Origin of the sequence: Ectorhizobium quercum (assembly GCF_026552795.1) — a bacterium.
Lineage (GTDB): Bacteria > Pseudomonadota > Alphaproteobacteria > Rhizobiales > Rhizobiaceae > Ectorhizobium > Ectorhizobium quercum.
This window is the reverse complement of record NZ_JANFPI010000011.1, coordinates 12,630-33,635: the sequence shown is the minus strand read 5'-3', so window position 1 is coordinate 33,635 and position 21,006 is coordinate 12,630. Positions and strand designations below refer to the sequence as shown.

23 protein-coding genes and 2 tRNA genes are annotated in these 21,006 nt (G+C 63.2%); 9 read left to right on the top strand and 16 right to left on the bottom strand.

Annotation, left to right across the window (positions count from 1 at the left end):
• Positions 1-28: 28 nt before the first annotated feature.
• On the bottom strand, positions 29-1,381 hold the full coding sequence (hemN, locus tag NOF55_RS22010; RefSeq protein ID WP_306413282.1) for an oxygen-independent coproporphyrinogen III oxidase: 1,353 nt from the start codon (positions 1,379-1,381) through the stop codon (positions 29-31).
• Positions 1,382-1,602: 221 nt separating this feature from the next.
• On the opposite strand from hemN, the gene NOF55_RS22005 reads away from it, so the two are divergent.
• On the top strand, positions 1,603-2,328 hold the full coding sequence (locus tag NOF55_RS22005; RefSeq protein WP_306413281.1) for a Crp/Fnr family transcriptional regulator: 726 nt from the start codon (positions 1,603-1,605) through the stop codon (positions 2,326-2,328).
• Positions 2,329-2,421: 93 nt separating this feature from the next.
• Here the strand turns inward: NOF55_RS22005 and NOF55_RS22000 are convergent, their stop codons facing one another.
• A complete protein-coding gene (locus tag NOF55_RS22000; protein ID WP_306413280.1) occupies positions 2,422-3,375 on the bottom strand; it encodes a nucleoside hydrolase in 954 nt (317 codons plus the stop codon).
• Between the two features lie 246 nt (positions 3,376-3,621).
• Here NOF55_RS22000 and NOF55_RS21995 point away from each other — a divergent pair, with 246 nt between their 5' ends.
• Positions 3,622-4,407, top strand: a complete 786-nt coding sequence (locus tag NOF55_RS21995) for a TSUP family transporter (RefSeq protein ID WP_306413279.1) — start codon at positions 3,622-3,624, stop codon at positions 4,405-4,407.
• 28 nt (positions 4,408-4,435) lie between these two features.
• Here NOF55_RS21995 and cobU read toward each other — a convergent pair whose 3' ends face one another.
• Positions 4,436-4,984 carry a bifunctional adenosylcobinamide kinase/adenosylcobinamide-phosphate guanylyltransferase gene (cobU, locus tag NOF55_RS21990; RefSeq protein ID WP_370869037.1) on the bottom strand — a complete coding sequence of 183 codons (549 nt, stop codon included), beginning with the start codon at positions 4,982-4,984 and terminating at the stop codon, positions 4,436-4,438.
• A gap of 355 nt (positions 4,985-5,339) precedes the next feature.
• Here cobU and NOF55_RS21985 point away from each other — a divergent pair, with 355 nt between their 5' ends.
• The gene (locus NOF55_RS21985) at positions 5,340-5,681 is read left to right on the top strand and encodes a hypothetical protein (protein WP_306413277.1); all 342 of its coding nucleotides are present in this window, start codon (positions 5,340-5,342) and stop codon (positions 5,679-5,681) included.
• A 6-nt stretch (positions 5,682-5,687) separates the two neighbouring features.
• Here NOF55_RS21985 and NOF55_RS21980 read toward each other — a convergent pair whose 3' ends face one another.
• From NOF55_RS21980 to NOF55_RS21970, 3 genes are all read right to left on the bottom strand, one after another.
• Positions 5,688-6,452: a phosphodiester glycosidase family protein gene (locus NOF55_RS21980; protein WP_306413276.1), complete on the bottom strand. Its 765-nt coding sequence runs from the start codon at positions 6,450-6,452 to the stop codon at positions 5,688-5,690.
• Positions 6,453-6,482: 30 nt separating this feature from the next.
• The gene (locus tag NOF55_RS21975; protein WP_306413275.1) at positions 6,483-6,641 is read right to left on the bottom strand and encodes a hypothetical protein; all 159 of its coding nucleotides are present in this window, start codon (positions 6,639-6,641) and stop codon (positions 6,483-6,485) included.
• A 125-nt stretch (positions 6,642-6,766) separates the two neighbouring features.
• The gene (locus NOF55_RS21970; RefSeq protein ID WP_306413274.1) at positions 6,767-6,925 is read right to left on the bottom strand and encodes an entericidin domain-containing protein; all 159 of its coding nucleotides are present in this window, start codon (positions 6,923-6,925) and stop codon (positions 6,767-6,769) included.
• A 144-nt stretch (positions 6,926-7,069) separates the two neighbouring features.
• Between NOF55_RS21970 and NOF55_RS21965 the strand changes: the two genes are divergently transcribed.
• The gene (locus NOF55_RS21965; protein WP_306413273.1) at positions 7,070-7,870 is read left to right on the top strand and encodes a formyl transferase; all 801 of its coding nucleotides are present in this window, start codon (positions 7,070-7,072) and stop codon (positions 7,868-7,870) included.
• A gap of 6 nt (positions 7,871-7,876) precedes the next feature.
• Here the strand turns inward: NOF55_RS21965 and NOF55_RS21960 are convergent, their stop codons facing one another.
• Entirely contained in the window at positions 7,877-8,773 is an 897-nt protein-coding gene (locus tag NOF55_RS21960; protein ID WP_306413272.1) for a LysR substrate-binding domain-containing protein, read from the bottom strand.
• Positions 8,774-8,983: 210 nt separating this feature from the next.
• Between NOF55_RS21960 and NOF55_RS21955 the strand changes: the two genes are divergently transcribed.
• The gene (locus NOF55_RS21955) at positions 8,984-9,199 is read left to right on the top strand and encodes a hypothetical protein (protein WP_306413271.1); all 216 of its coding nucleotides are present in this window, start codon (positions 8,984-8,986) and stop codon (positions 9,197-9,199) included.
• A 32-nt stretch (positions 9,200-9,231) separates the two neighbouring features.
• On the opposite strand, the gene NOF55_RS21950 is transcribed toward NOF55_RS21955, so the two are convergent.
• From NOF55_RS21950 to NOF55_RS21925, 6 genes are all read right to left on the bottom strand, one after another.
• The gene (locus tag NOF55_RS21950; protein WP_306413270.1) at positions 9,232-10,071 is read right to left on the bottom strand and encodes a response regulator; all 840 of its coding nucleotides are present in this window, start codon (positions 10,069-10,071) and stop codon (positions 9,232-9,234) included.
• Positions 10,072-10,213: 142 nt separating this feature from the next.
• Positions 10,214-12,694 carry a mechanosensitive ion channel family protein gene (locus NOF55_RS21945; protein ID WP_306413269.1) on the bottom strand — a complete coding sequence of 827 codons (2,481 nt, stop codon included), beginning with the start codon at positions 12,692-12,694 and terminating at the stop codon, positions 10,214-10,216.
• 414 nt (positions 12,695-13,108) lie between these two features.
• Positions 13,109-14,152: a sulfate/molybdate ABC transporter ATP-binding protein gene (locus NOF55_RS21940; protein ID WP_306413268.1), complete on the bottom strand. Its 1,044-nt coding sequence runs from the start codon at positions 14,150-14,152 to the stop codon at positions 13,109-13,111.
• Positions 14,153-14,171: 19 nt separating this feature from the next.
• Positions 14,172-15,086, bottom strand: coding sequence for a sulfate ABC transporter permease subunit CysW (cysW, locus tag NOF55_RS21935; RefSeq protein ID WP_306413267.1), 915 nt, complete (start codon positions 15,084-15,086; stop codon positions 14,172-14,174).
• On the bottom strand, positions 15,076-15,939 hold the full coding sequence (gene cysT, locus NOF55_RS21930) for a sulfate ABC transporter permease subunit CysT (protein ID WP_306413266.1): 864 nt from the start codon (positions 15,937-15,939) through the stop codon (positions 15,076-15,078). The genes cysW and cysT overlap by 11 nt, the downstream gene beginning before the upstream one ends.
• Before the next feature lie 3 nt (positions 15,940-15,942).
• On the bottom strand, positions 15,943-16,965 hold the full coding sequence (locus NOF55_RS21925; RefSeq protein WP_306413265.1) for a sulfate ABC transporter substrate-binding protein: 1,023 nt from the start codon (positions 16,963-16,965) through the stop codon (positions 15,943-15,945).
• 47 nt (positions 16,966-17,012) lie between these two features.
• Here NOF55_RS21925 and NOF55_RS21920 point away from each other — a divergent pair, with 47 nt between their 5' ends.
• From NOF55_RS21920 to NOF55_RS21905, 4 genes are all read left to right on the top strand, one after another.
• Entirely contained in the window at positions 17,013-17,315 is a 303-nt protein-coding gene (locus NOF55_RS21920) for a hypothetical protein (RefSeq protein ID WP_306413264.1), read from the top strand.
• Positions 17,310-17,385: transfer RNA gene (locus NOF55_RS21915), tRNA-Lys, on the top strand. Before NOF55_RS21920 ends, NOF55_RS21915 begins: the two co-directional genes overlap by 6 nt.
• Before the next feature lie 57 nt (positions 17,386-17,442).
• Positions 17,443-17,518 (top strand) — tRNA-Lys (locus NOF55_RS21910).
• Positions 17,519-17,803: 285 nt separating this feature from the next.
• Positions 17,804-18,013 (top strand): hypothetical protein, encoded by a 210-nt coding sequence (locus tag NOF55_RS21905; protein ID WP_306413263.1) that lies wholly within the window; start codon positions 17,804-17,806, stop codon positions 18,011-18,013.
• 34 nt (positions 18,014-18,047) lie between these two features.
• Here the strand turns inward: NOF55_RS21905 and NOF55_RS21900 are convergent, their stop codons facing one another.
• From NOF55_RS21900 to NOF55_RS21890, 3 genes are all read right to left on the bottom strand, one after another.
• On the bottom strand, positions 18,048-18,965 hold the full coding sequence (locus NOF55_RS21900; protein WP_306413262.1) for a PhzF family phenazine biosynthesis protein: 918 nt from the start codon (positions 18,963-18,965) through the stop codon (positions 18,048-18,050).
• Between the two features lie 89 nt (positions 18,966-19,054).
• On the bottom strand, positions 19,055-19,795 hold the full coding sequence (locus NOF55_RS21895; RefSeq protein ID WP_306413261.1) for an NUDIX hydrolase: 741 nt from the start codon (positions 19,793-19,795) through the stop codon (positions 19,055-19,057).
• Positions 19,792-20,901, bottom strand: coding sequence for an endonuclease/exonuclease/phosphatase family protein (locus tag NOF55_RS21890; protein ID WP_306413260.1), 1,110 nt, complete (start codon positions 20,899-20,901; stop codon positions 19,792-19,794). Before NOF55_RS21890 ends, NOF55_RS21895 begins: the two co-directional genes overlap by 4 nt.
• Between the last annotated feature and the right edge of the window lie 105 nt (positions 20,902-21,006).

The following is a 21,006-nucleotide window of genomic DNA, read 5'->3' as shown; positions in this document are numbered from 1 at the left end:
AGAAAGGCCATGACCTTTCCGCGAGGCGTCACACGGCGATGGAATGGCGTCCCTTGCCGTTGCCGAGATAGGCGTCGAAAACCGCAGCCACGGTGCGCGCAAGGACCCTACCCTTCGCGGTCAGCCGGAAACCGGCGGCGTCGATCTCGCACAGTCCGTCGGCATTGGCGGCGGCGAACTGGCGAGCTTCGGCGATCACCCGGTCCGCCAGCGCCGGAAATTTCTCCCGCACCGGCGCGAAGTCGAAGGCGAAATCGCACATGATGCGCTCGATGACATGGGCGCGCATCCGGTCGTCGTCGGTGAGCGCGACGCCGCGCACCACTGCCAGCCCAGACTGGTCCGCCATGCGCTCGTATTCGCCCGTGGCCGGCATGTTCTGCACGTAACCCTGCGGCAATTGGCCGATGGACGACGCTCCGAAGCCAATCAGGGCAGTCGCCTGATCGTCGGTATAGCCCTGGAAATTGCGGCGCAGCCTGCCCGTCCGCGCAGCGATGGCGAGCGTGTCGGAGGGCCGGGCGAAATGGTCGATGCCGATCGCCTCGTAACCCGCATCCACCAGCATGGCGGCGGCGGCCTTCATCTGGGCGTAGCGCTCCTCGACATTCGGAAGCGCGGCTTCGGGGATCAGCGTCTGGTGCTTCTTCATCCACGGCACGTGCGCATAGCCGAACAGCGCGATGCGGTCCGGCGACAGGGAGACGATGTCGCGCACCGTCGATTTCAGCGTGTCGAGCGTCTGGTAGGGCAGTCCGTAAAGCACGTCGCAATTCACGGAATGGACGCCCCGCGCCCGCACGGCTTCGGCGACGCCCCGGGTCTGCTCGAAGGTCTGGATGCGGTTGATGGTCTTCTGAACCTTCGGATCGAAATCCTGAACGCCAAGGCTCGCCCGGGTCATGCCGATGGCGGCAAGCCCGTCATAGCGCGCGTCGTCCAGATCGTTGGGGTCCATCTCGACGCTGATCTCAACGTCGTCGGCGAAGGTAAAGGCGGCGCGCATCGCGTCCGCGACGGCAATCATGTCTTCCGGCTTCAGCATGGTCGGCGATCCGCCGCCGAAATGGACCGCCGTGACTTTCGCCTTTCCGGACACGAACCCGCCGACGGTGGCGATCTCCTTCAGAAGCGGCTTGAGATAGGCGGCGATCGGCTCGTATTTCAGCGTATGCTTGGTATGACAGGCACAGAACCAGCACAGCCTGTCGCAATAGGGTATGTGGACATAGAGCGATAAAGTGTCGCGTTCGCCGAGTTCTCGCAGCCACTGTGCATATATGTCGCAGTTCACCCCCTCGTGGAAATGCGGCGCGGTCGGATAACTGGTGTAACGCGGAACGGCGCCGGAATACTTGGCCAGAAGACTTCTTTCGCTCATGTTTCCCTCCGTCGGTCCGCTCCCGGCTCTGCGAGATGCCTGATCTTGATAGCCTCAGCCGCGCCGGGAAACTTTGACGTCGATCAAATCGGAGCCGACCTTGGGAGGATTGACAGAAATCAAGGGTACAAATTTCGTTTTTTTAGGCTATAACCATGCCGGGGCAGCGCAATCCGGGCATAATCTAATCATGCGACGGACGGCATTTCGGGCGGGTAGACATGGAATCACATTATAAAAACCATCAGTCTTCGGAAGTGCCTGCCGTCTGTCGCGTCTGCGAGGCACGTCACGGCGGCGTTTGCGGAACCCTGACGCCGGCGCAGCTTTTCGAATTGAACCGCCACTCCACCCGCCGCAAGATCGATGCCGGCAACGAACTGATCGGCCAGGGCGAATTGGTCTCGCACTACAGCAACATCCTGTCCGGCGTCATCAAGCTGTCGAAGATGATGGCGGACGGACGCCAGCAGATCGTTGGCCTGCAATTCGCACCCGATTTCCTCGGCCGTCCCTTCCTCTGCGAAAGCACGATGACCGCCGAGGCCGCCACCGATACGGAAATCTGCACCTTTCCGAAATCGCTGATCGAGCGCCTGGCCAACGAAACGCCCGATCTGGAGCGCAGGCTGCACGCCCAGTCGCTCAAGGAGCTGGATGAAGCGCGCGAGTGGATGCTGACGCTCGGCCGCAAGACGGCGCAGGAAAAGGTCGCCAGCTTCCTCCACATGATCGCGACGCATATCGACCCGGAAAACGGCGAGCAGAACACCTTCGACCTGCCGCTGTCACGCGCCGATATCGCCGATTTCCTCGGCCTGACCATCGAGACCGTCAGCCGCCAGATGACCAAGCTGCGCAAGGACGGCGTGATCCGGATCGAGAACAACCGCCATGTGACGGTGCCCTGTCTGGAACGCCTGAACGCCGCCGCCGGCAACGACTGATCCCCGAAACCACCTGAACCGACATCCGAACGTCCGGAATCGGTTTGCGAGCCTGCGCCGCCAGGCACCTGAATCGACTCGACTCTTCTCGGTTCAGACCCGCCCCAGCAGGGTCTTGCGGATCAGCGCCAGCACCGCATCCGCATCGACATGCGTGCAGATCGTCTGGCTCGGATGACCGTCCCAGGCGCTCGGGCCGAACCGCAGCCCGTCCGGCTTCAGCACGGTCTTGCCCTCGGCAATCCCCTCGGTCAGCACGCGCACCGTGCCGGTCCTCGTCTCGAACAGTTCCGGCGCGACGGCGAAGACACAGGCGCAGGTATCGTGAACCACCATGCCGTCGCCGACGCGATGGCGGTAGAAGTCCATGTAGAATTGCGAGAGATCGTCGAGGAGATGCAACGCCTCGCCGCCCTCGGCCGCGATGGAGGCCAGTTCACCGCGGGTCATGACGGTTCTGGTCGTCACGTCGAGGCCGATCGCCGTCACCGGCCATGCCGCGGTGAAGACGAGATCGGCCGCCTCGGGGTCGTTGTGGATGTTGGCCTCGGCCGCCGGGCTGGCATTGCCGTGCATGGCGAAGGCACCACCCATGAGGATGACCCGCTTCACCAAGCCGGCGATTTCCGGTGCCTCCCGAATCGCGAGCGCGAGATTGGTCAGCGGCGCAACCGCAATCAGCGTCACCTCTCCGGGGCTGGCCTTCACCGTGTCGATGATGAAGCGATGCGCCGGACGCGGATCGGGCACGGCGGCGATGTCCGCCGGTATGTCGATATTGCCGAGGCCGTTTTCGCCGTGGATGAAAACCGGAAAGGCCCCCTGATGACGCCGGGGATCGAAGGTCGATGCCGCTCCGCGGGCAACGGGCGCATCGATGCCCCAGCGTTCGGCCAGGAACAGGGCGTTGCGCGTCGTCGTCCCGACATCGGCATTGCCGAAAACCGTGGTGATGCCGACGAGATCGATGCCGGGATGCCGGTGAAGAAAGAGCAGAGCCATCGCATCGTCCACACCCGGGTCCGTATCGAAGATCACCTTTTCCATTGCCGACAGGCCTCCAGCATCAAGATCGACTCTCTTAACGGAGGCCGAGGCCGCTGGAAAACGGATTTTCGCAAAGAGGTGGCCCTGTCCAGCCTTCGATGCGGGATCCGGGCAACCGATGAATCGAAATCGCCGAAAACCGCAGCAAGCTGCTGAAAACCCGCCAATATATCCGTCCGGAGATTGTGCGCGCATCGCGCCGGTGGCAGAAGGAGTTCATCTGCCCGCCTGATTCCCGGCCCCGCCATGACAGACCTGCTGCCCCACATCGTCGCCCTGCTTTTCGTTGCCGCCGTTCTGGCCGGGTTCATCGACGCGATTGCCGGCGGCGGCGGGTTGATCGCCATTCCGGCAATGCTGCTGGCCGGGGTGCCACCGCTCGAAGCGCTGGGCACCAACAAGCTCAGCGCCCAGTTCGGCGCGGCATCCGCCACCCTGTCCTATGCCCGCAAGGGCCACGTCCGCCTCCGCGAACAATATCCGATGGCTCTGACGGCGATTGCCGGCGGCGCGCTCGGCGCCCTCGCCGCGGCCCTCGTTCCGCCGGACGTCCTGAGGGCGACCATGCCCCTCCTCCTGATCGCGATCGGCCTTTATTTTGCGTTCCGGCCGAATCTCGGCGACACCGACCGCCGCCGCCGCGTGTCGCAATTCGTCTTCGGCCTCACGGTTGTGCCCCTGATAGGCTTCTATGACGGCATCTTCGGTCCCGGAACCGGGTCCTTCTTCATGCTGGCCTTCGTGTCGCTGGCCGGATTCGGCCTTCTCAAGGCGACGGCGCACACGAAACTGCTGAACCTCGGCTCGAATTTCGGCGCCTTTCTGGTGTTCGTGGCGACTGGATCGGTCCTGTGGAAGCTCGGAATCGTCATGGCCGCCGGCCAGATCCTCGGCGCGCAGCTCGGCTCGCGGCTCGCCATGAGGAATGGCGCGAAGGTCATCCGCCCCCTGCTCATCGTCTCCTGCCTGGCGATGGCGGTCCGCCTGCTGATCGACCCCGCCAACCCGCTGCACGCAGCGCTCGGCTTCTGACGATCGCCAGCGGCGCACGGATGCCCGCCTATCCCTTCATCCTGAGGGGAAGCCCGGCGGCGACGAAATAAACCTCGTCCGCCAGCGCCGCGATGCGCTGGTGCAGGCGTCCGGCATGATCGCGGAAATCGCGCGCCATGCGATGTTCGGGCACGATGCCCAGCCCCACTTCGTTGGAAACGAAGACGACGCGGCCACGCAGCTTCGGACAGGCCTCGGCCAAGGCGTCGAATGCCGCCCCGATATCGCGGCCGGCCATCATCAGATTGGTGATCCACAGCGTCAGGCAATCGACCAGAATGCCGCGCCCCGGCGCGTCGATGGCCAGAAGCGCCTGCGGCAGATCGAGGGGAATCTCATGCGTCGCCCATTGCGCCGGCCGGGAGGCGCGATGATGCGCGATTCGCTCGTTCATCTCGCCGTCCAGCGCCTCGGCGGTCGCGACGTAATGCACGTCCAGCCCGCTTTGCGCCAGCATCGTCTCCGAAAAGCGCGATTTTCCCGATCTGGCCCCGCCGAGAACCAGCACGAGCCCTGTCTTCCTGTTGTCCGGCACCGGGGAATGCTCCCTGATCATGAAAAAGGCGGGAGGCCACCACGGCCCGCCCGCCCGGCATGCGAAAGGCGGACGATTCGTAGAAAAAGAGGCGTCCAGCCGCGGTTGATCGCAAAACCGCTGAAATCTGACGCGGAATCCGCCCGCGCGTCAAGCCGGAGATGAAGGGGAAAGCTCGCTTCCGGAACGCACTACTTCAAATCCGGAAGCGAAAGGCGGTTCAACCGCCGCAGGAACACTCTTAAACCCGATATCGTTACCGGAGCGTTATCAAGACAGGGCAATCAGACAGGTTTCGCTTTTTTGCGGTGTCGATTTCCGCTTGCGCAACGGCCCGCGCTCTCCGACCCTGTCGCCGCACTGACAGGAGATTCGCATGACCGACAGCATTGAACGCGAAACCATATCGGCAAAATTGTCCGGCCTGGGAGAGGCCGACCTTCAATGGCTGGCGGCGCTGCTGCACGACCCCGTTCATGACGACGCGTTTCTCGAAGGCTTGCACCATTATCTCGATGCGGCCGCCAATGCCCGTTTCCTTAACGCGCTGAAACTGGAAAAATCCGGCGAATGGCTGGGAAACACCGCCCCCGACAGGATGCAGATCAGGCTGATGGAAGCCGCCAGGTCCAGCCAGCATCCGGCCTATCTGTCCTTCCGCACCGGCCTGAGCCGCTCCGGCGGCCTCGAACGCGCCTATCCGAAGGCGGCGATCTAACCCCTGTCAGCCTGGCACGCGGGACACGACGCTGATGATCGGCCCCATAGGAAAAATCCGGTCGTGCCGCCCGAGAACTGGGATCAGGGCGCTGGAGACGGTTCCGTCGAGATAAAGCGCATTGGCGCAGCCGAGTTCGTCGCGAAAGAGAAGTGCGAAATCGTAAAAGCGGACGCGATCCTCGGACACGACGAAGTGAACGCGCCCGTCACGGCCGACGCCGACGCCGTTGCGGATCTTGAAGCTGTCGCTGTCGGGCAGGAAACGCGGATGAAGCGCGCCGTCGATCACCAGCATCGGGCCGGACTGGGTGGCGAATCGCGGTGTCGCTCCGCTGCGGGCAAAGGCCTTCGCCTCGGTCACGGCCGCCTTGCCATCCCCGAAATGGAAGACGCCATTCGGCAGCAGGTGGAAATTGCCGAAGCCTTCGGACACAACGAGCGGCTTTCTCTCCACGCCGTTTTCGACGAACAGGCCAACGGGCGACAGGTCCCGGTGATACATGCCGCCGTTCATCGCGAAATCGAGAAAGGCATGGTCGCGCCACAGGGCCCGCGTCACGGCGTCGAACGAACCGTAGGCCGAACCCTGACCGTCGGAATGGAAAAGGCGCAGGTCCGAACGCGCGGGATCGAAGCTGCACACCACGAATCTGGCGTCGCGGAAACCGAGACGCCGGCAGGCGTCCCCGTCCCCGTCCGCCCGTGCGGCGATCGTCTGGGAAAACAGCGTGGCCAGCAGGACCGCGATGAATCGAAACAAAAGGGTCATGGCCCTTGAGACCATAACCCGCCACCGGCATCAACCGGCGGCATTCGAATCCGCGACCTGGAAGGCGCCGAAAAGGCCCTGGCGCGCAGCCAGGTTCCTCCCCGATTCCCACAATACCGAGAGGGTCGCAGTCGTCACGACGAGACCGAGATATATGGCGCTGATCTTTGCCAGTGTCGTAAGCGTCATCTTGCCACTCCTTTCCTGCCCTTCGGGCTGAGATCGAAGAATGCAAACAAGGGCCGAACGCGAAATCCTCTGAACGCAATACGAAACGACGAGCCCCCGCCGGTACTGATGCTTTCGCGGAAGCCTTAGCGGCTCGCCGCCCTGTCGATGTTTCTACCCGCATCTTGTGTGGCATTTATGGCATTGGACGTATCGTGACCCACACCGCGGATGGTATTTCCGCACGACGACACGGCGAATGCGACAGCGGCGAGAATAACGAGCTTTCCGGCAATGGATTTCATTTTGCCTCTCCTGTTCTAATGCAATGGTTCTAGAACGCGCGAGACCGGAAAAAGTTCACACCGGCGTGAGCCCCATCTTCACTTTCCGCAAAGAATTCCGCGTCAAGGATAGCCGCCGGCGGAGATGGAAGCGGAGCAGGAACGTTGGACGCAGGCAATCGGGAACGCTTGGAGCGCGGCAGCGCTGCCGTCGTCGTGCTGGCCGGGCCCGGCCTCATCCCCGCCATCCTCGTGAACGCGCTGGCGACGGCCTTTCCCGGCCGTGTCACGGTGATCGAGGAAACACCCCTGAGCCCGTTCGCCCTCGCCCGCCGGCGGGCGCGGCGGCTGGGCTGGATCGCGGCCCTCGGGCAGCTTGCGACGTCGATCGTCTCGCGCCTGACGAAGACATTCGCCCAGGCACGCAGCCAGGCCATCCTGTCCGCCTACGGACATGCGGCGGAGCGGAACCGCGACGTTCCGGTCATCCGGGTGCGATCGGTGAACGACGATGCCACACATGAAGCGATTGCCCGGCTGCAACCCGCCGCCGTTCTCACCGTGGCCTGCCGCCTGCTGACGAAGAAGACGCTTTCCCGCATCCCCTGCCCGATCATCAATTTCCACGGCGGCATCAATCCCGCCTATCGCGGCCAGATGGGCGGCTACTGGGCGCTGGCCGCCGGCGACCGGGACAATTTCGGCTGCACGATCCATCTCGTCGATTCCGGCGTGGACACGGGCGCAACGCTCTATGACGTCCGCTTGCAGCCCGACCCGGCCGATACGATGGCGACATATCCCCTGCTTCTGGCCGCCGCCGGCGCGGAAAAAACGGTGCAGGCCGTGCAGGATGCCCTGTCCGGCACGCTGAAACCGTTCGAACCGGCACGCCCGTCGCGCATGCACTACCCGCCAACGCTGTGGCGCTGGCTATGGAACGGACTCAGCCGCGGCGTGTGGTAGGAACGGTCAGGCCAGTGTCGGGGCGATCTCGGCGAAGGCCTCGCGAATACAGTCGGCCACGGCCCGGATCGGTCCCGTCTGGCGCTCCGCGACGACGAGGCGGATATCGAAGCCGCCGAGTTCCGGCAGCCCCTCCTTCTCCCCGAGGATCGCCATGTCGGGCCGGACGAAGGAGCGCGGCAGCGGCGCGATCGCCAGATCGGCGGTGATCGCCGCATGTTGCGCCATCGTGTGGCCGCTGAGATAGGCGACCCGGTAGGGACGGCCCGCCGCCTCCAGCCGCGCCAGCGCCTCGCCGCGCCAGGCGCAGCCCTCTTCCCAGATCGACAGCGGCAAGGGATCGCGCATATGCGCCGTGCCGCATTTCGCGCCGACCCAGACCAGCTTCTCGCTGAACACGACCTGTCCTTCATAGCGGTCGATGCCGCAGGTGGAGTTGAACAGCGCCAGATCGAGCCTCTGCTCGTTCATGCGCCGCCGCAGCGCCGCGCTGGTGTCGATCGTCACGTCGATCATCACCGCCGGGTAATGGGCGGCAAACGATTTGAGAACGCTCGGAAGCAGCCGCTCGCCGATGCCCTCCGGCGCTCCCAGCCGCACCATGCCGGACAGTTCGGGCATGATGAAGCGGGCGACGACCTCGTTCGAAAGCGCCAGCATTCGCCGCGCATAGGTCAGGAGAACCTCGCCATGCGCCGTCAGCGTCACCGAGCGGGCATCGCGAAGGAAAAGCGTCGCGCCGAGTTGCTCCTCCAGCTTCTTGACCTGCATGGATACGGCGGAGGGCGTACGGAACACCGCCTCGGCGGCCGTCGAGAAATTGCCGGTCTCGGAGATCGCCACGAAGGTGCGCAGCACGTCGTTGTCGAGAAGCGGCAGAGGCTGCCGGAAGGAGACGGTCATGACCTTACCATTCAAAAAAATTGAATTTGAAAACCGTATCATTTCGTTTGTTTGAAAGTCAATTCACCGGCGCGGGTCTGCGACCCCGGATAAAAACATCAAAATTAGTGATGAAGTACATAAATTACATTCGATTGATTGATCGAATGAATGCGCGCATCGTCACGATACCTGTTGGAGCGAAAGGCCGGAACGGGAAGGAAAGCGACCATGACCATCATCGTGACACGACAAGAAAGCGTCCCTGCGGCCTGCCTGCCGCACAGTGCGCTGACCCGCGCGCTCGCCGGTCTCATCGACCTCGCGGCCGCTACCCTCGAACGTTATCTGTGCTGGTCGCAGAGGCGGGCCACCGAACGGGCGATCGCATCGATGCCGCCCGGCATGCGCAAGGATTTCGGCTGGCCGGCTCCCGACCGCCGCTGAAGCGGGTCCGGCCGTCCCACCCGGCCACGCTTTCAGGAGGCGCGCGCCACCGGGCGGCGGTCCGCATGCGACCGGATCTGCATCAGCGTGTCGAGGTTCTGGTTGACCCGGCAATAGAATTCCTCGTCGATGAACGGGCGCAGCATGAAATCGTTGCCGCCGGCCTTGAGGAACTTCGCGGACAGAAGCCGGTCGCTGGACGACGACACGCCGATGATGCGCAGTTCATGATGGCCGCGTGCCGCGCGGATGCGGCGCGTCAGTTCGAAACCGTCGATGTCGGGCATGTTGTAGTCGGTGATGACCAGGCCGATATCGGGATTGGCCTTGAGGATCGCCAGCGCCTTCGCCCCGTCCTCGGCGGTGGAAACACGGAAATTGTACCGCTTCAGCCGGCTGGAAAGCAGCGCCCGGGCCGTGGCGCTGTCGTCGACGATCAGGACGTGGTGGCGATGGTTGGTCAGGAAGCGGCAGACCGCCTCCACCAGCATGTCGACGGCGAAGATATTGTCCTTCAGCACGTAATCGACGATATCCATCGCGAGGATCTTCTCGCGCATCGTGTCCTGCATCGTGCCGGTAAAGACGATCACCGGCACGGACAGGTCGATGAGATAGTCCAGCGCCTCGCCGTTTTCGGCCCCCGGTAGGTTGATGTTGGAGATCGCAAGCGCGATCGGCTCGGACGTCTTCTCGTAAAGGAGCTGCAAGTCCTCGAAGTTCCGGCAGATTTCCACCTCGATCCCGAGCGTCTCCTTCAGGGAGGAGCCGATCATCGAGGTGAACATATGCGAATCCTCGGCAACCACGATGCGGGCCGGCCGAAGCGCCTCGCCCGAGTACTGCATTCCGGAAATACCGAGGAAAGACATGCGGAATCCTTTGGCTTCAAGCACATGATTGTGCATGCCGAAGCATTACCGCAACACTTTTCCGAAGCGTTAATCCGCCTCCCAAATAATAGCGGGTGCGGCGCGGCGGCATGACGCAGCCCTCGTGACGGCGTTGCCCGGATCATGCCCGGGCGGAGGTGTCATCCTTGTCGTCCGAGGTCTTGTCGTCCGCTGTCTTCTCGGTGGAAGTTTCGTCCTTCGGCGCGGCGGATGGCTCCCCCTCCAGATGCACCGTCACATCCCGATGCGGAAAAGGAATGCCGATTCCGTCCGTGCGGAACCGTTCGAAGATGGCAAGGCGCAGTTCGTTCTTGACCGTGGCGCCGCTGAGGACATCGCCGAGGAAGACGCGCAGCTCGAAATCGAGCGAGGACTCGCCGAAATTCTGGAACAGCACGATCGGCTCCGGATTGCGCAGGACTTTCGGATGCGCCTTTCCTATTTCCAGCAACAGTTCCATCACCTGCCGCGGGTCGGCACTGTAATCGACCCCGATCGCGATTTCGGCACGTCCCAGCATGTTGCGGTGGGTCCAGTTGCCCACGCGGCCGTTGATGAGTTCGGAATTCGGAACGATGATCGTTTGACGCTGGAAGGTCTCGATCTCGGTGGCGCGGACGTTGATGCGCTTCACGAAGCCCTCCGCCGTGCCGCTCACCACCCAGTCGCCCACCTTGAAGGGCCGCTCGGCGAGAAGGATCAGGCCCGACACGAAGTTCGAGACGATGTTCTGGAGACCGAAACCGACGCCGAGGGACAGGGCGCCGGCCACCAGCGCGAGGCTCGAAAGATTGAAGCCGGCGGCCGAAATCCCGATCAGCCCGGCGAGGCCCACGCCAAGATAGCCGATACCGGTGCGGACCGAGTTGCGCAGGCCCGCCTCGACATGCGAGCGCTCCATGATGTTGCCGTCGATCCAACGCTGTACCCAGCGGGTGAGCAGCAGGCCGACGACGAACAGCAGCACGCCGCCGAAAATCGCCACCAGCGAGATGGTGATGTTGCCGACGGTGATTTCCGTGGCGAGCTTGTAGGCCCATTGCTCCAGATCCTGCGGATGGAACCCCCAGGACAGCAGAATCATCGGCACGCCGATCAGGATCGCCAGGAAATAGATGCCGATGCCCGCCACCAGGCCGAGCTGATCCAGCGCCACCGCTCCGAGCTGGTGGTGCTCCGCCAGATAGCGCCCTGCCGCCGTCTGGGCGAAACTGTCGCGGTTCGACACGGCCTGCCCCGCCAGTATCCCGATATACATCGTGGCGACGACCGCGCCGGTCAGGACGAGCTGCGTGGCGATGAAGCGCGCCAGCCCGATATAGCCCGTCAGCGCGGCGCCGATCAGCACGATGCCGGAAACCCGCAGGAAGACGCGGCCCCAGAACGGCCAGACCCGGCCGACGGCGGCAGGATCGCCATTCTCCGCCACGCGCGGCCGCAGAAAGGACATTACGATCAGGATCAGGCCGATCAGAACGGAGGCCAGGAAACTGCGCGCGACTGTCAGCACGACCGGTGAGGAAAGCTCGGCGCTGACGACCGAGAAAAAGTAATCGAGACCGTTGATCGTCGTCATCAGCAGAACGGCAATGGAAAGCGACCATGCGCCACCGTTGGAAAGCGGCGCCAGCCGCCAGTTCGGCATGTTGGCGGCAAAGGCGGCGCCGGACAGCACCGACACGAAATAGACGAGCCCGATCAGGCCCATCCCCGCCCCCAGGATCGGCGCGATGTCCGACCTCAGCACGTTGAAAATATTGAGGAAGAAATAGGTGGAGACGAAAAAGGCCACCACGGCGAGCGACTGCATCACCGTCTGGAAGAATGCCGCCGAAAGCCGGCTCGTATAGGGCACGTCTTCCCGCGTCGGATCACGCTGGATGAAACGCCCGAGCAGGCGATAACCGCCCGTAAGAAACAGCAGGGCCGCTGCAATGGACAGGGCGACTGCGCTCAGAAAAGGCAGTTTCTTCGTCTTCCACGTGAAGGTCAGCCAGCCCTGGAACGTGTTCGACAATGCGGTCAGCTCCTCCGAAAAGGCGGTATTCGCCGTCTGGAAAAGCGCGCCGGAGACGTCCGTTTGCCTGAACAGCGTATCGGTGAACAGGCTGCGCCGCAGGGCCGTGATTTCGTTCGCCAGATCGCGGGCGCTGGTGGTCAGCGTGTCGGCCTCTCCGCCCACGGCGATGATCTCGGCCCGCTCGGCGGTCAGCCGCTGGCGTTCGTCGGCGACGATCGACGATTCCGGCGGCTGCCCCTCGGCGGGCGGATCGCCAAGCTCCGTCAGGCGTGTCTTGATCTGGTCCAGCCGGGCGTGCAGCCCTTCGTTCGTCTTGGCGATATCGTGGATGAAATCGTCCGTCTGCGCCTTGAGCTGGGCGAGCGTTTCATCATCGGTTTCAGAGGCGTTGACCTTCTGCCGCAGCGCCTCCAGGGCCTCGCGCTTCGTCTCGAGTTCCGCATGCGCCTGTTCCGCCAGCGAGGCGGGTTTCGTCGCTTCCGTCACGGCTGGCGTCTGCGCCACGACGATTGACGGGGCGGCGGCAAGAACGGTCAGAAGGGCGACGAACAGAAGTCGGAGGCGGAAACGGCTGTTTCGCAATGCGATATCCTCTTGCGGCTGACGGCCGGATGATGCGCGGTTCCCCGGGCAGGCTCCCGTGAAACGGACCGGCATATCCGTGACATGCGATTTGCAGCGAGAGAGATAGGACAGCTTTCCGGCGAAGGAAAGGACGAAGAGCAACCACGGCCCGCAAAAGCGGACTGCCCCTTACGGATTTGGCCAGACGAAAATGGGACAGTCCGCGCCGCCGCAGTGTGCTGACAAACGGCTCATCGCCCACTTTCGTCATGGTCGGGCTTGACCCGACCATCCATCCGCGCCGCTTGCGGCGTGGACCCTTGGGGCTCGAGCCCGAGGGTGACGAAGGAGAGGAGTTCTCAATACACTGTACATTGTAGCGGCACAGGGCCACCCTTTTTCCAATCGCCGGGATGGCGACAGAAACACGCCTCAGCCTGTCGGAAAGATCCGGTAATAGCGCGGCTTGAAGGCCAGGCGGCCGCCCTTTACCACGGCGGACTGGTCCTGCGACAGGCCGACCTCGATCCGGTCCTGTCCGGCCCCCACGTCGATTTCCGTATGACAGGTTCCGGCGATCCGCCGCGTCGCCGTCACGAGACCGGCGATGCAGCCGCCGCAACCGTCCGTGATTTCCACATCGTGCGGGCGGAAGTAAAGGTCGGCCGGGCCGTCGCGGACCTCCGGCGCCTTGATCCCGATGCTCCGGTCGTGCAGCCAGAGTTCGCCGTTTTCCACCCTGACCCGCAAGCGGCTGGACTGGCCGATGAAGCCGAAGACGAAGGGCGAGACCGGGTTGTCGTAGATCTCGTCGGCGGTGCCGACCTGCTCGATATTGCCCTTGCTCATCACCACCACGCGGTCGGCCAGTTCCAGCGCCTCCTCCTGATCGTGCGTCACGAAGACGGTGGTATGGCCGGTGCGATCGTGGATCTCGCGCAGCCAGCGGCGCAATTCCTTGCGCACCTGCGCGTCGAGCGCACCGAACGGCTCGTCGAGCAGCAGCACATTGGGCTCGACCGCCATTGCTCGGGCCAGCGCGACGCGCTGGCGCTGGCCGCCGGAAAGCTGGGCGGGATAGCGCTTTTCGAGCCCGGTCAGTTGAACCAGGTCGAGAAACTCCAGGGCGCGGCGGCGGATTTCCGCCTTTGCCGGCCGCCGGCGGCTGTCGCGGACGCGCAGCCCGAATGTCACGTTTTCCAGCACCGTCATGTGACGGAACAGGGCATAATGCTGGAAGACGAAGCCGATATTCCGGTCCTGCACGCTCTTGTGCGAGGCATCGTCCTCGCCGAAGAAGATGCTGCCCGCCGACGGGCGTTCGAGGCCGGCGATCAGGCGCAGCAGCGTCGTCTTGCCGGAACCGGAGGGTCCCAGCAGGGCGATCAGTTCGCCGGAGCGGATGTCGAGAGAAACGTCGTTCAGCGCGGGAAAGCGCTCGAATTCCTTGCGGACATTGGCGACGCGAAGTTCCATCTTGAAATTTCCTGTTCAGTCAATGGCCGGAACGGGCTGCATGGTCCCGGCTGTAAACCCGCTCCAGCAACGCCTTCAGCACGAGCGTTACGAGGGCGAGCAGCGCCAGCAGGGCGGCAACGGCGAAGGCGGCGACGAAATTATATTCGTTGTAGAGGATTTCGACATGCAGCGGCATGGTCACGGTCTCACCGCGCAGGCGCCCCGAAACGACCGAAACCGCCCCGAACTCCCCCATCGCGCGGGCGTTGCAGAGCAGAACGCCATAGAGAAGGCCCCATTTGATGTTGGGCAGCGTGACGTGCCAGAACGCCTGCCAGCCGCTGGCGCCGAGCGACAGCGCCGCCTCCTCGTCGCCTGTTCCCTGATGCTGCATGAGCGGAATGAGCTCGCGTGCGACGAAAGGAAAGGTGACGAAGATCGTGGCCAGAACGACGCCCGGAACCGCGAACAGGATCTGTATCCCCCAGGAATTGAACACGGGGCCGAGAACCGAACCGGCGCCGAACAGGAGGATATAGACGAGGCCCGCGATCACCGGCGAAACGGAAAACGGCAGGTCGATCAACGTCGTCAGGAACGCCTTGCCCTTGAACTCGAATTTCGCGATGGCCCAGGCGGCCGCGACGCCGAAAACGAGGTTGAAGGGCACCGAAATCGCCGCGATCAACAGCGTCAGCCGCACCGCCGAAAGGGCATCGGGATCGGAAATGGCCTCAAGGGCCACCCCCACCCCGCGACGCAGGGCCTCGGTGAAGACAGCATAGAGCGGCAGAAACAGAACAAGCAGCAGAAACGCGACCGCAATCGCGATCAACGTCCATTTTACGCCCGTGCTTTCGGTCGTCGGATCACGAAACCCGCTCACCTTCTGCTCCTGCCTCTCCACCGCCGGGTGGACCTCGGCCGGTTCGAGAACGGTGTCAGCTGACATAGCCGAACCTCCGCCTGCTCCAGACCTGAATGAGATTGATGCTCAAGAGCACGGTAAAGGCAATAAGCAACATGATCGCACCGATGGCCGTCGCCGCCGCATAGTTGAATTCCTCGAGCCGGAGGAAGATCAGCAGAGGCGCGATCTCGGAAACATACGGAATGTTGCCGGCAATGAAGATCACCGACCCGTATTCGCCGAAAGAACGCCCGAAGGCCAGCGCGAAACCCGTCAGGATCGCCGGCACCAGCCCGGGCAGGACGACCTGGAACACGGTCTGGAACCGGGAGGCGCCGAGCGTTGCAGCGGCCTCCTCCACCTCTCGGTTGATCTCCTCCATGACCGGCTGCACCGTGCGGACCACGAAGGGCAGGCTGATGAAGACGAGCGCGATGACGATGCCAATGGGCGTATAGGCGATCTTGATCCCCAGCGGCGCGAAATACTGGCCGATGATGCCTCTCGGCGCGTAGATCGCCGTCAGGGCGATGCCGGCCACGGCCGTGGGCAGCGCGAAGGGCAGATCGACCGCGGCATCGATGATGCGCCGTCCCGGAAACCGGTAGCGGACCAGCACCCAGGCGACGAGAACGCCGAACACGACATTGATCGCCGCCGCCGCCAGCGACGTGACGAAGCTGACCCTGAGCGCGCCCAGAAGGCGCTCGTCGGTGACGAGACGCCAGAAATCGTCCCAGCCCATATAGGCGGAGCGGATGCCCAGGCCCGCCAGCGGAATAAGCACGACGGCACTCAGATAGAAGATGGTGAAGCCGAGCGTCAGACCGAAACCCGGTATGACGCTCGGCTGCCGCCACTTCCACCCCTGCGAAGAGGATGCGGCAAGTGCCATGAATTACTTCCCGGGCTTGTAGATCTGGTCGAAGACGCCGCCGTCGCCGAAGAACTCCGGCTGAACCTTGGCCCAGCCGCCCAGTTCGTCGATCGTCACGAGTTCAAGCTTGGGAAAGCGCTCCAGCAGTTCGGCCTCGACCACCTCCGGCTCGGACGGGCGATAGTAATGCTTGGCAGCGAGGTTCTGGCCGACATCCGAATAGAGATATTCCAGGTAGGCCGTCGCCACCTCGCGGCTGCCCTTCCTGTCGACGACCTCGTCGACGACGGCGACCGGCGGCTCCGCGAGGATCGACAGCGACGGAACGACGATCTCGAACGCGTCGGGACCCAGTTCCTCGATGGCGAGGAAGGCCTCGTTCTCCCAGGCCAGCAGCACGTCGCCGATGCCGCGCTGCACGAAGGTCGTGGTGGAGCCGCGCGCGCCCGAATCGAGAACCGGAACATGGCGATAGAGATCGCCGACGAAGGCGCTGGTCTTTTCGACATCGCCGCCATATTCCTTCAGCCCCCAGGCCCACGCGGCCAGCAGGTTCCAGCGGGCGCCGCCGGAGGATTTCGGATTGGGCGTGATGACCTCGACACCGTCCTTGACCAGATCGCCCCAGTCGTTCAGTTCCTTCGGATTGCCCTTGCGGACGAGGAAGACGATGGTCGACGTATAGGGAGCATTGTTGTTGGCGAGCGTGCCGCGCCAGTCGGCGCGGATCTTGCCGCCGTTTTCGACGATCGCATTGATATCCGCCTCGAGAGCGAGCGTCACGACGTCGGCGTCGAGACCGTCGATCACCGCACGCGCCTGCTGGCCGGAGCCGCTATGCGTGTTCTGGATCGTGACCTTCTCGCCCTTCGTTTCCTGCCAGTGCTTGGCGAAAGCTGCATTGAACTCGCGATAAAGCTCGCGGGTCGGATCGTAGGAGACGTTGATCAGCGTCGTGTCGGCGTGGGCGATGCCGACGGACGCGAACTGCATGCCTGCCGCAAGGAGCGTGGCAGCAAGAAAGGATCTGCGATTGGAAATCATGGTTGCCTCCGTTTTCGATGGTGACACTCTAGCGGGAAGCCCCGGAATTGAATTGCAAACCGGCACCAAATTATCGCGTATCGAAGAAAATCAATCCTGTGCGCATCGGAAACGCCAACCGTATTTTCCTTCTTACCAGGAAGAACGTCAACCTGGCGAAAAAAACGGCCGCAACCGTCCGCCGCTGTCGGCCCCGCCGCAACCGCCGGTTCCGGCCGTTCGGAGAACTTTCCCGTCCCTTCGCCGGGCCGATCCCGTGCTGCCGAAAAAATTTCAAACAGGCGCTGGACATTGCCGGCGAAGCCCCTTATACGCCCTCTCACACCGCTCGCGGGCGGGATGACGGGTGATTAGCTCAGTTGGTAGAGCAGCTGACTCTTAATCAGCGGGTCGTAGGTTCGAACCCTACATCACCCACCATCTTTCCGAAGCATGTCTCGAAAGAGCAGCATCGAAACCGCACTGCACCGGTATCGTGGGTGATTAGCTCAGTTGGTAGAGCAGCTGACTCTTAATCAGCGGGTCGTAGGTTCGAACCCTACATCACCCACCATTTATTTCGGAACGACGGCGCTGAAACCGCCGCAATCCTCATGATCGCGGCAACGAGAAATGTCGCACGGATTTTTACACCCATCCGATAAATCTGAACAAATGGCCCCGCCGCACGTTTGAATAGTGCTGCGGATCGTCATATCGCCCTCGCTCCGCGACCGCAGGCGCGATCGGAATGTCTTCCACGCCCGACGACCAGTTTCGGCGTTTCGTTCCGACTCTCATGTTGCCCTTGACATCGTTCCCAAAATAGAACAAAATAGGAACATACAAGGAGGTGAACATGACCTCGATGGATCACACGATTGAAAACGCGCTGGCGGAAGTTGCGAAGGTCAGGGCGGCGAGAGAACGGCAGATGGCGCAGCGCGCGGAAATGCAGCGCCGTGCCGAAGCGATCATGGTCCGGCCACCGGTCTATATCCTGAAGAAATACGGTGGCCAGCAGTTGACGCTGGATCTGACGGACAAGCCTGTAGACCGGGCCCATTGACGAGGCGGCGGCAGGGCAGGCCTATGGCCGCCCTTCAGACGTGCAGCACGCCGGATGCGACCGGAACGGCCTCGCCGCCGATCCTTGCCCGGCTGACGGCACCGCCGAAAACCTCGATATGAAGATGGATATGGGACGGCCGCCCCATCTCGACGCCCTGCTCGATCATCAGCCGGTTCAACCCGTCCGGCAGCGCATCGAAACGATGAAGGGCGCCAGAAAGGGCCGCGACCGCCGCTCCCGTCGCGGGATCTTCGGCGATGCCCATCGACGGCGAGAACATGCGGGCGTGGAAACTCGCCTCATGATGGATACCGCCGCGGCAATAGGCATAGACCGGCGCGCGGCGCAGACTGTCGGCCGGAGAAACCCTCGCCCATATCTGGCGGTCGAAAACGATCCGTCCCACCGCGGCGACATCGCGCAAGGGCACGATCAGGAACGGAACGCCGGCGCTCCACAGGCTCGGCTTGTGGTTTTCGAAACCGATATCGCGCGGAGCAAGGCCCAGCATGGCCGCCAGGCCATCGGCATCGGGTTCAAGGGGAAGCTGTTCGGAAAGCTTCGGCAGGTCGAATTCGGCGAAGGTCGGCCTGCCGGGCTGAAGCTTCACGGCAGCGCGAACGGGCCCGATCTTTTCCTCGAGCATGATGACCAGATCGAGGCCGCCATCAGGCGTGCCGTGCCTGCGCTCGCTCAGCGCCACCGCCGAACCGACGGTCGGATGCCCCGCAAACGGCACTTCGGTTGCCGGCGTGAAAATTCGCAGGCGATGCGCATGCGTCGGATTGTCCGGCGGCAGGACGAACACGGTTTCGGAAAGATTCATCTCCGCGGCGATGGCCTGCATCGCCTCGCCGCTCAGGCCCGCCGCATCGAACACCACGGCCAGAGGATTGCCGGCCAGCTTCGTTCCGGTAAAGACGTCATAGATCGCATATTCACGCGCCATCGGGGAATCTCCCTTGCATGTCCTGAAGGCGAGACACTACCTTCTCCTGTGCAAGCGGCAAGAAGACAGGCGCGAACTGCGCCCGGTTCTCACCGTTTTTCGCTGAAGAACCAGTCGAGCAGCGGCAACATCGCCGGATTGTAGCGGTGAAGCGCAGGGTCGGCGGAGCGGATGGCGACGGCCTCCTCAACCTCCCCCTCCTGATCCTCATGGCGGTTGATCGCCGCGATCAGTTCGTCGGCGGTCATGGCGAAGCGGAAGAGGCGGTAGAGCGTGACGCTGCGGTTGGCATGGGCGCCGTAAAGCTGCGGGTCGGCGACGACCGTGCCGTCGTCCAGATCCAGCCCGGTTTCCTCCCGGACCTCCCGCCGCATATTGGCTTCGATGTCGCAATATCCGTCCACGATATCGCTGGGGTCGAGCGAACCCGCGGCAAAATAGACCTGCCCGGCATTCACCGTGGTCTTGCTCATGCGAATGGCGATCAGCGCGCCGTCACCCGACACGAGAACCGGGAAGGCGAACAGATGGACGCCGCCCGCCCTGACCGGTTGCCTTCGCCACCACAGAAAGGTCGAATAGGGCACCACATAGGCTTCGCTGGCAATCGCGCCGTCGACGAGGGAAACGCGATGCTGGAACACCATCCGCCCGTCGAAGACCGCCGGCTGGCGCGCGACCTCGTGCCGCCAGTTCTCCATCGCCGCCGCTTTTTGCGCGCTGTGGAAAGGATGCTCGCCGTCAAGAACCCGCAGGCTCACGGACTGCACCGGAAAGAGAACACCTTCCGGCGGCCAGCCGTCGAATGTGTCGGGAAGATGGGATGTCATATCAGGTCCAGGGTCATGACGACGGGGCAATGGTCGGAGGCTTTCGGCCGGTCCCAGCCGACGCGCGGGAAGCGTTCGACCTCCTGCCCCGGAGGAAAGACGGTGCGATAGGGCTGGCCGCCGCGGATGACCTCGGGAACGCGAAGCGCATTCGTTTCGGCAAGACGCGGAGAAAGCCAGATGTAATCGAGTTGGCACAGATGCCGTTCCTCGGGGCCGCGCGCGTGATAGAGCGTCCAGCGGTCGAGAGGATCGCGCCGCTGCATGGGATTGACGGCGAAACCGTCGCGGCTGAACACGTCGAGCGCGCTTTTCTCTTCCACGCGCGGCGTGAAGACGTAGCCGTTGCGCCTGTCGCCCGAGACCTCGACACGTTCCTGATAATCGTTCATGTCACCGCAGATCGCGAATTTCACCTCGTCGGTGCGATCATGACCGAAGCGGTTTTCAATAATGTGACGCACGGTGCGCGTTTCCGCCTCGCGCACCTGCATGGTCGACAGGCGCCCGTCGAGACCGTCGCGGTTGCCGGTCATCGACTTGAAGTGGACCACGAACAGGGTCAGGGGCTGCCCGCCGATCCGGAGATCGAGTTCGAGGCAATCCCGTTTGAAGATCTTGTCGTCCGGCGCGCCCGGTATCTCGAAACCGGGACTGAAAAGGGCAAGGTCGCGATAGGTCAGCGCGGCGTGGCTCTTCACGTCGACCACCTCGATGCTCTGGCCGTCGCGGGTTTCCTCGCGCATCATCACCGCGACGTCGATACCCCGGCTGTCATTGCCCTCGACCAGATATTTCCGGCGGTAGCCGTTGCCGACCATGCGGAACAGATAGCCGTATTCGAAGGCGGACAAGGCGGCCATGTTGTCCACTTCCTGAAGGCAGAGGATGTCGGCATCCGCCTCGGCGATCGCCAGCGCCGAAAGCTGGCGCGTATCGTCCGTCGCCGCGATCACGCGCGCCTGCTCAAGAGCCTCGTATTGCAGCTCCTTCTTCACATCGAAAAGCTGAAGCACGCGGTCGCGCCGCAACTGGTTGCGGAACCCGCTGAAATCGAAGCGGGTCATCAGATTCTCGACGTTGAACGTGGCAATCCTGACGGACATGAATCACATTTCTCCTCGCGTCAGCCTGGAGCAATTCCAGGAAAAGTGCGCAGCGGTTTTCCGTCTGGAATTGCGTGCAAATAACGAGATAGAGCGGTTCGGCGA